The organism is Desulfosporosinus acididurans, from assembly GCF_001029285.1.
Classification (GTDB): domain Bacteria; phylum Bacillota; class Desulfitobacteriia; order Desulfitobacteriales; family Desulfitobacteriaceae; genus Desulfosporosinus; species Desulfosporosinus acididurans.
The window spans coordinates 21,029-32,803 of record NZ_LDZY01000021.1; the positions used below are offsets into that span (position 1 = coordinate 21,029).

5 protein-coding genes and 1 pseudogene are annotated in these 11,775 nt (G+C 38.9%); 4 read left to right on the forward strand and 2 right to left on the reverse strand.

The window, feature by feature from the left end; genetic code table 11:
- Positions 1–12 precede the first annotated feature (12 nt).
- Positions 13–4,845, forward strand: a complete 4,833-nt coding sequence (locus DEAC_RS20540; RefSeq protein WP_047811961.1) for a DEAD/DEAH box helicase — start codon at positions 13–15, stop codon at positions 4,843–4,845.
- A gap of 66 nt (positions 4,846–4,911) precedes the next feature.
- The gene (locus DEAC_RS20545; RefSeq protein ID WP_047811962.1) at positions 4,912–5,151 is read left to right on the forward strand and encodes a hypothetical protein; all 240 of its coding nucleotides are present in this window, start codon (positions 4,912–4,914) and stop codon (positions 5,149–5,151) included.
- A gap of 412 nt (positions 5,152–5,563) precedes the next feature.
- Here the strand turns inward: DEAC_RS20545 and DEAC_RS20550 are convergent, their stop codons facing one another.
- Complete coding sequence (locus DEAC_RS20550) at positions 5,564–6,073, reverse strand: hypothetical protein (RefSeq protein ID WP_047811963.1); 510 nt, start codon at positions 6,071–6,073, stop codon at positions 5,564–5,566.
- An 818-nt stretch (positions 6,074–6,891) separates the two neighbouring features.
- Here DEAC_RS20550 and DEAC_RS20555 point away from each other — a divergent pair.
- Both DEAC_RS20555 and DEAC_RS20565 read left to right on the forward strand, forming a co-directional pair.
- Complete coding sequence (locus DEAC_RS20555) at positions 6,892–7,209, forward strand: hypothetical protein (protein WP_047811964.1); 318 nt, start codon at positions 6,892–6,894, stop codon at positions 7,207–7,209.
- Positions 7,210–8,018: 809 nt separating this feature from the next.
- Positions 8,019–10,742: an AAA family ATPase gene (locus tag DEAC_RS20565; RefSeq protein WP_047811966.1), complete on the forward strand. Its 2,724-nt coding sequence runs from the start codon at positions 8,019–8,021 to the stop codon at positions 10,740–10,742.
- A gap of 500 nt (positions 10,743–11,242) precedes the next feature.
- Here the strand turns inward: DEAC_RS20565 and istB are convergent.
- Positions 11,243–11,775 (reverse strand): annotated as a pseudogene (gene istB, locus DEAC_RS24880) (IS21-like element helper ATPase IstB); the annotation flags it as partial.

The window sequence follows — 11,775 nt, forward strand, 5'->3', positions numbered from 1 at the left end:
GGTGGTACCATGATGGATAAACAACAGGCCATTTACTTCGAAGCATTAACCGCCGATGCGATGGAATCAGCAAAGGCACTTGAATCCTTTCGCTTAAGAGGTGTTAAAAATAGCGTGGTCGAGAAATACTCCGACCAAGCACACTTCATATATGAACTGCTCCAAAATGCTGACGATGCGAAGGCAACGTCGGCCCGCTTTGAGTTGTTCAGGGACAGGCTTGTGTTTGCTCATAATGGTATACGCCGCTTTTCGGTTTCTAATCCTGCGACGGAGGCAGAAGACCTTGAACGTGGAACGCTCGGTGATATAAACGCGATTACTGCGGTCGGTGGTTCTAACAAAACCGACGAAGCCACTATAGGCAAATTCGGCGTAGGATTTAAGGCGGTGTTCCAGTACACCGCCACCCCTCACATTTATGGCCCGAACGTATTTTTCAAAATTGAGCGTTTCATTGTTCCCATCCGTCTCGAAGAGGACTATCCGGGCAGACGGGACGGTGAAACTTTGTTTGTCTTCCCATTTGACCACGATAAGCGTAGCGTGGAAGAAGCGTATGCCGACATTTCCGAAAAATTACGCTCTTTAGATTACCCGCTCTTGTTCCTGTCAAATCTAAAGGAAATTGAATTCAAGGTTTCTGGTATACTCGGATTATATGGGAAGACCGTCGAGGAACGGTATGATTTCAATGGCACAACCGCCGAATTTATCAGACTTACTCAAAACGACGGGGCAAACCGAGAAGAACTCTATGACAATTTACTATGGCTGTTTTCTCGCAATGACGGGAAAGATCACACATATTCTGTCGGGTATTTCATTGATGGAGAGGGAAACTTAATTCCCAAAACACATAGTGCGTTCTGCTTTTTCCCCACTAAGGAAGTTACCGGACTGAACTTCATTATTCACGCCCCGTTCCTGCTCACTGATAGCCGTGAGGGAATTCGTGCGGGTGTCCAGCACAACCTCCACATGATTTCCTTGCTGTCGGAGTTGGCGGCTGATGGTCTTGTTTATCTCAAGGACATAGGGCAATCGAGAACCGTACCGCTAATTGATGACAATATCTTTGACATAGTGCCGTATGACGAGAGCGGTTTCAGTGATGTAAATAGCAAGAAAAACATATCGTTCAAGCCGTTCTACATAGCAATAAAAGAGTGTTTTGAAACCGAGGCCATTATACCTACTTTGGAGAATGGCTACGTGTCTTCCTCGGACGCTTATTGGGGCGGCGTTGATAATAGTCAGTTGGCTGAAGTATTCTCGAACAACCAATTAGCTTTCTTAACCAAAAATGAAAATGCGAGGTGGGCATTTGCTTCTCTTAGTACTCCACGTAGTGCTGGCAGAAGCGTGAAGTTCGACTACATACGGGCGATTGTCGGGAATATCGTCACTGATAATGCCATCATCGACTTGATAAGCAAGGTCTTTATTGAATCACAGAAAATTGAGTGGCTACACTCCCTGTATAAGTACATTTCGGCAAACGCAGAACGTACTAAGCGTATAAAAACAAAGCCCATTTTTCTCGATTCGGCTGGAAAAGCCGTCGCCGCTTATGATGTCAAAGAACAAGCAATTCTGTTTTTGCCCTTAGATGGTGGAAGTGGCTACACCACCGTTAATGAATCCCTGCTGCAAAATGAGGACACCCTTGAATTTATTAAGCGAATAGGGGTCAGCGAGCCATCTCTGCGAGACGAGATTTATAATATCATTCTCCCACAATACAAAGATGGTGCTTCTATCTCTACTAAACCGCACTTTAAAAAGTTCTTCCAATACTACCTATCTTGTCCCCAGACCACAGTTAAGTCATTCATCGATTTGCTGCGCGGTCAGAAATTTGTTTTATGCCACTCCAAGGATGACGAAAAGCAATATCGAGCTGCGCCAAGCAGTCTATACTTGCCGTTTGAATCTTTACCTTTGTGGTTTGCCGCAAAGCCAGCGACACTACTTGTTTGCTTTGATGAATACCTTGAATTGCTTGGAAGTGATAAAGAAGAGGAACTCGTCAGATTTTTCACCGACCTAGGTGTTAAAGATACACCTAGGGTATTACAGCGTACTCTTACGGAAGATGAAGCTTATGCGATAAAGCCACGATACGATTGGTCACAGCCCACATATTATAATATGAATACCCGTAAATGGTCCGAACGGTATATCGATGGATGTAAAGAAAACATCGAGCAAATTATCGTAGAGCAAGACTCCGCATTATCCGTGGCAACGTGGAATCAGTTACTTAGATTTGTCGAGTATGGTGTTTTCAAAGACCGCTATTCGTGGTCACGGGATAGTGTTTTGTTCGGGAAATATGAGTATTTCTATCGATCGCAACAAACTGAATCATTTGACTCAAATGAAGCAAAACGCCTACGCACACAGCCGTGGCTTATGAATAGCGATGACGATTTTGTATCTGCAAGCGAACTGACCGTCCAAACCCTGAGCCCACAATATGAAGTATCGGTCGATGAGGCGCTTGAATTATTTCGCATTTTAGGCATCAAAGAAGAAGCTGTTGAAGAACTTGACGAGGATGACGATATTACCTCTTTGGGCGAACAGTTGGGACTATCCGAGGAAGAACAGCGGCAGGCTTTATTGGAGTTTGCCAGCCGCAAAAAGGCTACCGAAAACAACGAAGATTGGGAGGCCGGTGATGATTATGAAGACGCGGGCTTGTTTGACGACGAAAGCGACGATGATGAAATTAAGGATGCTTCTCCTATAAGTCCGTCCATCAAGCGAGTAGGAAAGGAAATTACGAAGCGAGCATCTTCTGCGCCCAAACTGCGACCAGCGAAACAAGATGACACGTCCGATGATGCTCCCACAGATGAGGACGATTATTCGAGACAGACAGTAGACATCAGCAAGAAAATCGAGAGGGTAAAGGAACAGGCTGAACGCGAAATACAGGAAATCGCCAGATTGGAAGACCTAAAGCAACAGGCACAGGAAGCGGACATCTACTCATACGGATGGTTCAAAGCCCTTCTTGAACTCGAATCGCTTAACAGCGGTGAAAATAACGCTACAAGCCGTGAAATATCGATATCCTTTGCAAAAGTTGAACTTGAAGTGGGTACGTCCAGAACTCTGATTTTGAAGCACCCCAGCCGTTACATCCCACAGTCGATGGAAGACCTTGCCGACATTCCCCTAGAACTACACTTTGCAGATCAACCGATGGTTAAGGTCGCTGTCGAAGTCGTGAATGTAAAATCATATACGCTTAGAGCAAAACTTCGCACAAACGCTCAGATTGACAGCGTTGACCTTTCAAAGGTAACCGAGGCTCGGATTGTAGCGCGAAACCCTGTGTTCCTGATAGAGGAACTACGGAAAGCTTTTATAAAGCTTGGCGAAGACAACGGGTACAATGAAGACTTCAATATGCAGGATAACTTATGTGAGAACATTGAGTTTGTTTTTGGCCCACCTGGAACAGGCAAAACTACTTACGTTTCAAGGAATGTTATTCTCCCGATGATGAAGTCTGCGGATGATTTGAAGGTACTCGTCCTAACTCCGACAAACAAATCTGCGGATGTGCTTGTGCGTCGCCTGATGGAAAGTATGGGGGTTGACCAGAGCTATTTGAATTGGTTGGTGCGTTTCGGGGCTACAAATGATAACGCTATTGAGCAAAGCGGTGTTTTTCGTGACAAGACCTTTGACATCCGTACCTTATCCAGAAATGTGATTGTCACTACTATCGCACGTTTTCCATATGATTATTTTCTACCAGATGAAGGTACACGGCTTCATTTGAGTGCCTTGAAGTGGGATTACATTGTTATTGATGAAGCGTCCATGATTCCACTTGCGAACATTGTTTATCCGCTTTACAAAAAGGCACCAGCAAAGTTTATAATTGCAGGCGATCCGTTCCAAATCGAGCCAATAACAACGGTTGATGAGTGGAAAAACAAGAACATCTATACGATGGTCGAATTGGATTCATTTACTGCTCCGACGACGGTGCCACACGCATATCACGTTGAACTGCTAACGACCCAGTACAGAAGTATACCTGATATTGGAGAGGTGTTCAGCCACTTTGCCTATGGCGGGGTTCTGAAGCACTTTCGCACCACTAAAAGTCAACGTCCGCTACCGATTGAGGAATTTATCGATATAAAGCCATTGAGTATCATAAAGTTCCCCGTGAGTAAGTTCGAAAGCATTTACCGGCCGAAGCGGTTACAGGGTAAAACACCATATCAGGTGTATTCTGCACTCTTCGCTTTTGAGTTCGTGAAATATATTTCGTCGATTATTGAATTGGTGAAAGGGGACGAGGAGTTCCGAATCGGTCTAATTGCACCATATCGAGCACAGGCTGATTTGATTGATAAATTAATGACCTCTGTTGTCTTGCCAAAGAATATCGACGTTCAGGTTGGCACAATCCACGGCTTCCAAGGCGACGAATGCGACATTATCATTGCACTCTTCAACCCGCCGCCATCAATAACAACTCACAAGGATATGTTCCTTAACAAGCTAAACATTGTAAATGTTTCAATAAGCCGCGCAAGAGATTACTTATTTATACTTATGCCGGATGATGCTACCGAAAATGTGGGAAACCTCTCGCTTATAAAAAAGGTAGAGCGGCTCTGCAAAGAGCAGCCTGAGTGGAGTGAGCAGCAGTCTCCAACCATCGAAGAGGTAATGTTTGGTAGCAAAACTTACCTTGAAGACAATTCCTTTTCAACAAGCCACCAACTGGTGAATGTGTACGGTAAGCCCGAAAAACGGTACGAAGTCAGAAGCGAGGACAACGCAGTCGACGTTCAGATTCACGAGTAACGTTAGCGTTAAGCAAGATAATTGCTTATATAATATTCACGAAATGTTTGTGAGAGGGGAAACACTATGAAAGGTAAACTCATTTATTCAAGTGAAGAGAATCATCCAGGATATGGTGCCGGAAGTGGCGACACAGAACGTTACGAATACGAATGCCCCTGTGGAAAAGGAAAGATCGTGGAAGAACACGATAATATTCCTGGGTTTCGTGAACATAACGTTTGGATTGATTGCGCCGAATGCTCACAAAATTACGTTGTAAATACTGATAATGGTGTGCGTAATTGGGATTTACAAGAAAAGTAATTTAAGCACTCAATGATAACAGACAATATCGACTTGTTTCCGAGAACTGATAGAAGCCGCAATAATATTGTGGACATGTTTCCGCGCACGGAAAATTCCTATTAAAGCCACTATCGACTTATTCCCGCGAACGGAGAAAAGGTGTAAAACGCCGTCGACTTATTTCCTTATACGAAAAAGTATAAAAATACACACCAGACATTCATATGAACGTCTCGGTTGTAAATACCACATATTAAATTTTGTAAAGATAGCAAAAAGAGGAGATAACTCTCCTCTATAATGCCCTGCCTGGCCGCAGTTTTTATAACTATTCACTTGTGGCAGTCGCAAAACTTGCGATTCGGTTGCCCTTCTTATCTTATGTATAGTATAACACAAACTAAAGCTAATATGTACAGGGAAGCTAGGATTAGGCTTCCTTTTTTGATTTTCTTCGTCTCGGAGTAACTTCTTCCTTCGTTTCTTCGGTTATCTCTTTCATTTTTTCATCCTCCGTTGTTTCCCATTTTTCTGGAGTTGCCGTCATGTCGTAGTGGTACAAATCCATTTTCTTTCTAAAATACAAATCTATTTGAAACTTTTTTAGCATAGCGGCTGGGAAATACAGGATGGCTTCCTTTGTCATAACATTGCCTTTCTTTCCCTTCGCCTCGCCAAAAGTAGTGGTTATCTTGATGTTGAATTTTGCAAACTCGTTAGGAAACAGTTTGGCTATGTTCTCTTCTTTGATTTCAGTGGCTTCTTCATCCGAGCCGATAGGCTTGACAGTAAACCTTAATGCTTTATAACTTTCTATAAGAAGCCTTTTACCATCCTTCGTGCCTTTCAGCTTTTTTACCTGTACTTTATTGATTTTCGGAGCTTCAACATCCTTTTTTTCGACGCTGTTAAAACCGTTTATAATAATTTGTTTCACCATATCGCATCACTTCTTTCTTTCATTTGGGGGGATTGAATATCTGTTATCTCCTCTATGCTTAGATGATACGAAGTGATTTTTTAAGAAATCAAGTATTTGTTTAAATTAAATTCAGTTAATGTTTTTTTAAACGTCAAGATAAAGTTGACGATAATGAAAAGAGAAAAAAGAAAAACTAAATATGAAAAAGGCTGGAATGGAATGGTGATTATTTGTGGGGGAAATCCGATTGATTAAAGGAGCGGTTGGATGGGGACAAGATTAAAGGCAAGAGCAGTCAGTTAGCTGCCCGAAGAAGAGTTGTTTTCTTTTGTTTTTTAGATCAACGTTTCTTATCAATCATCGGGGCGGGGGAATGAATGGCTGGAATATGAAGCTTAATGGCCTAAAACCAATATACTTTCAGCGTATTCACGCTGTCTTTAGATACTAAAAAGACTATATATAGACGGTAAAACGCCCATAAATTCGATTTCGGTAGCAATACGTTCGACTTCCTGCGTTTTTCGCCTATTTTCATTTATATATCTATTCTTTTATCTAAAGACTGATACGATTTTAAAAATACCTTTTGCTTAGATTACGCGTTTTTCGATCATTTAACATCAAGAATAAAGGAAGGATATTTTGATATGCTTCGGAGGAATTAATCTGAATTAGTATAAGATAACACGCACTAATATGTAAAACGAAAGCCGTAGCTGCCCAGAAATTACGGCTTTCGTTTTATATAATGAGGATTTTGAAATGTTTTTATTTATCCGTCAAGTACTCATTCAAGGTTATACGGATATGATATAATAATTCGGAGGGATAATATGGATGAAGAGTTAAGGAAGACGTTAGTTCAGCTCATAGCAGGCCAAGAGGCTTTAATATCTGGTCAAGAAGAATTAAGAGCTATGCAAAAAAGCTTAATAACTGGTCAGGCTGAGTTGAGAGCTGGACAAAGAGGCTTAATAATTGGTCAGGTTGAATTAAACATGAGATTATCTAAATTGGAAGTTAAATTTGAAAATATGGATAACCGTTTAAAAAAGATGGTACAAATCCAAAAAGCTCATTACGGAGAAGATCAGCGCCAGCATAATGAGATGATAAAACTACTCTCTAAAAGGCTGGGATATTTAAAATAATTAATTGGGAATCATCCTCCACCACTTTGTCAAACTCCGTTTAACTTTCTTAATTTCCTTCACTTGGTCTTGCAAAAGTTCGACAAGCTCTTGTTTCTTATCTCCGAGTATTAATTTCGGGGATTTCCAGGGACAGAAATGGAGCTATACCTATCTTTATATACAAGCTGAATTCCCGAAATACGTATTGTATATTTTGACTATATCGACAATCCCAAAATCCTCACTGATATTAATATCCTTTATTTTTAAAAATGAACGAAGTTTCGATTTCGTAAGTGATTGTTGGATTTTTCGACTTTTCCAATTCTTCATTTGTTTTTCTTAACAAATGGCTTTAATGTTGCCAAGATAGCAACGGCACAATAACATAAAAGTGTCATTGTCAATCCTTCAACTGATATCAACTAAGCTACAAAAATATTTACATTCCCTAGTTTTTAAAAAATACTTGAAAACTCTAATAAACTTATTTAATAATCAGCCATGAAGTCAATACTTGGTATCGACTTCATGGCTGATTATTATTTACACCTATTTTGGGTTAATAATAAGAATTACTCCTTTACATAGCGGAAGAGCAAGGGCACTTGTAGTGATAGCCCTTGCTCTTAATATAGGAGTTACTTTGTTATTAAATAGATTCTACCAATTCATTTTTTTGAATGTCAAATATTGTTTAGAGTCTGCTCCTGATGCTATGAAAATCAGCAAAAGGAGTGATGCCGTTATGAGAAAGGCAAATGCACGTAACTTGATTACATTACTTATTCCTGATGTCGCACACATCCAAAAGGAGTGTGAGACATATGGAAAAGAAATGCTTTGAATCGGTGAGAATACTAAAAAACCAGGTTAGTGGCAAGTTCTATGCCAAGGCGGTGACCTGTGGACTACTTGTCTGTGATCATTGTCGAGAACAAATAAAGGCAACGTTGGTAACCAAAATATTAAGGGCGGTTAATTTGTATGACTTGAATCAATTTTTTACATTAACTACTGATAAATCGTACGACGACCTGGTTGCCGATTTTGAGTGCCTCAGGAAGAAACTTCACAGCATAAAGAAATCGAATTATATAAAGAAATCAAGAGGTAGCACTTACAAGGAGCGAGAAGCAAAATATTATGCCAAGGTCGACCAGATGGTTTGCTATGAAATAAAGACAATGTTCTATGTCGCCTTTCTTGAAGAGGAAGCTGTTAGCATAGCAAAAAAAGAGGGTGTTGAATATAGATTTTTAAATACCGTTAGAAATAAAACCAAGTATAAAAGCAAGGTAGATTTTATAAGGCAGCACTATGAACTTATAGTTGATCGGATAATAACAAGAGTTGATGATTTCAAACGAGGAAGTCTAATGAAATTTACTCCAGTTATTAAAGATGAACCAAGAGTATTTACAACTTATGAAGAACTCTATAAATACTGTTGGGCTAAAATTACAAAAAATGACGATCAGGATTTTTACTTTATAAGAATTTTAGAAATAGCAGGGAAGCCCCATTTCCATATTCTCTGTAATAGGTACATTAATCATTATTTAATGTCTGAAATGTTTAGTGGAGTAGAGAAAAGGAGTCGTCGGGAAATAGAAGTATCCCAAAAGATTTATCTGAATCTCGATTTACAGGAGTTTTCAGATTTTACGACGGAGATACAGGCACAAAAAGCCGTTACTCAATACGTGACATTATATGTCACGAAGGAATTAGCCGATAGTGTAAACAAGTTTAAAGAATCATATCCTGGAAAAAAACGAATTGATATAGTGAAGTCAAATAAAAGCATAGATACTGCTCTCAATACCAAATTCGTGGAAGATGAGGACGAAGAAAAAGAGAAATATATATATATTGAAACTTATGAAAATAAGAAACCCCGATGCAGTTGGGAAGAAATAGAAGGGTCTAATGGCTATGATGGCAATAAGAAATACATCGAACTCCTGAAAGATATAAAAGATTATATTAAAAACCCGTATAGCATTTATATTGAACAAAACTATAAGGATTACCAAAATAAAATAATTCAACTCGGTAAGGAGTACAAAGTAAAGAAAGAAAAAGCAAAAGCTGAAGAGAAGCCAAAACTCTTACAGATGTTTAAGGATAAAAAATATGATTTAAAAAATATTTTTAGACAAGAAAAAAATCGTATAGAAACCGCTTGCCTAAAAGATGCGTTAGAATCAAAACTTGGAGAAGGAAGTATATCAATTAAAGTATATGACCAATATCTTATAGAACTCGAACTCAACTTGAGAAATAGGGCTGACTTTTCCTTAGAGGAGAAGCGGGATTATTTAAATGTTCAGAGGAATTTTGTGAGAGATATAGAAGATCCAGAGAAGAAGATAGTATTTCTCTTGGGTAGTGCGGGCAGTGGTAAGACACAAACTATCGCTAACATTTGCAATAATTTTGTGCAGCAATATAAAATGGAGTTCTGTGCATTTTCTGCGAAAGCGGCTGATGTGTTATCTAGAAAAGGATTGAAAGCTAAAACCATACATCGCCTTTGTAGGGCAAGGTTTTCGGAAATAACCTATTTTTTGGCTGATAAGAACAACACATTAGATGTGGATATCCTGTTTATTGATGAGATCAGTATGGTTACAAAATATGACTTTGCACTTTTATTAAATGCTCTAAAGCCAACAACAAAGATTATTTGTTGCGGTGATAGTAATCAAATAAATCCCGTCGGGAGCAATAACCTAATCTATGAATTGGAACTTATTAAGAATAAGGCTGTTTCTTTTAATCACTTGCATTTAAATTTTCGATCAAGTGAAGGCGTTGCGATTATTGCAAATCAAGTGCTTCATAATGATTTTTCAGGCTTGGAATTCAAGTCGTTCAATATTGGAGACATACACAAGAAAATCGAATGTGGTTATAAAGTCCTCACCAATTCGACACATTTGATGGAATTGATTAATAAGTATGAGAGCCAATTCCACACTGAAATTATGGATACTTCTTTTTACACCTATAGCCCTGGACAAGACATAATGATTCTACGCAATGATCCAAAGAATGATGTTTATAACGGAAATATATGCAAGATTAAGGGGGTTATAGAGCGGGAAGTGATTCAAGAAAAGAAAGAGATATCGGAAGTGGAATATGAAAGAGAGCCAACTCTATCTGAATTTTTTTCAGGGGTTGAAACTACTGTAAAAGAGAAGCATCAAGTTGTAAAAAAACGTACTGATGTAAAAATGGTACGAAAGCTTTGCATTGAGAAACCGAGCGGGGAAACCTTTGAATATTCTTTAGTGAAGAGTGCCAATTATTTTCAACCTGCTTTTGCTTTTACGATTCACAAAAGTCAAGGATCCGAGTTTCCTAAAGTTCTGATCGTTTTTGAGAACAAGGAAAAACTGCTGAATAATAATTTGCTCTACACTGCCATTACGCGAGCTAAAAGTAGCTTTGATATCTATGTTACTGATGGAGTAAATATAGAGGCTCTAAAGATAAAACAGGAAAACGAAGATAAATATACACTTTTAGATATTGTTTAAAAGTTTTATGTTTATTAATTAACCCAGCTATGTTTTGCCTTATGCAAAACTAGCTGAGTTAATTTCATTTATATAAATTTAATATCACAAAAAACGCGATATCTTATCACGATATTATAGATGCGTCTGAATAGCCATTGTATTTTAAGTATTTAATGAAGGAATCCTTAATATTTGGATACATAAATGTTGATTTCATAAGGCAATTAATTTCTTTAGTAATATGTAGGAAAATGTAATGGTTAGTGAAACAGTTGGAGTTATTGACACACAAAAAGAATGGCAGAGTAAAAGGGATGATCTTGACATTCAGTTATGTGATTTAATAATGGAATATAAAAAGGATCTTCAAACAGAAAATAATTGCTCAACGATAAGATAAAACAGCACTGATGTACTGTTTTATCTTAGAAAAAAGGAAAGATAAACAAAATAATCGATATGTTGTAAGCAGTCAAGTAAAACCAGCAACTTTTCGCCACAAACCATACAACATTTTGTTACTGTGTAATAGTCTTCCTATGTTGGAGTCTGTAGCTGTTTCCCGTCATGTTTAAAATCTCGCAGTGGTGTATAAGTCGGTCTAAAATCGCAGTTGTAATGGTGGCATCCCCTAAAAAGTCAGCCCATTCATCGAATCCTTTGTTTGAGGTAATGATGAGTGATGTTTTCTCGGACATTGAAGACACGAAACCGAAGAACAAATTGGCTTCTATTGTAGAAAGTGGCATGAAGCCAACTTCATCAATAATAACCAGTGATGCCGAGTTGAGTATTTTTATTCGTCTCTTACTGGCGGTCGAGATTTTGCGAGGTTTTTAAGTGTAATTATGAGTTCATCCAAGGTCGTAAAAGCTACGGCATAACCTAGGTTTAAAGCCTGTACCGCTAAGGACAAGGCCAGATGCGTTTTCCCAATACCAGGTGGTCCCAGGAAACAAATGTTAAACGCTTGCTCAACCCAAGTCATATCGGACAAACCTTAGCATCTGTTCCTTGGATACGCTGCGTTGGAATCCGAAGTCGAAGGTTT

Excerpts from the sequence above, each read along its gene's own strand:
- DEAC_RS20565 (WP_047811966.1), top strand. The coding sequence starts at position 8,019 with ATGGAAAAGAAATGCTTTGAATCGGTGAGAATACTAAAAAACCAGGTT.
- DEAC_RS20555 (WP_047811964.1), top strand. The coding sequence starts at position 6,892 with ATGGATGAAGAGTTAAGGAAGACGTTAGTTCAGCTCATAGCAGGCCAA.
- DEAC_RS20540 (WP_047811961.1), top strand. The coding sequence starts at position 13 with ATGGATAAACAACAGGCCATTTACTTCGAAGCATTAACCGCCGATGCG.
- DEAC_RS20545 (WP_047811962.1), top strand. The coding sequence starts at position 4,912 with ATGAAAGGTAAACTCATTTATTCAAGTGAAGAGAATCATCCAGGATAT.
- DEAC_RS20550 (WP_047811963.1), bottom strand. The coding sequence starts at position 6,073 with ATGGTGAAACAAATTATTATAAACGGTTTTAACAGCGTCGAAAAAAAG.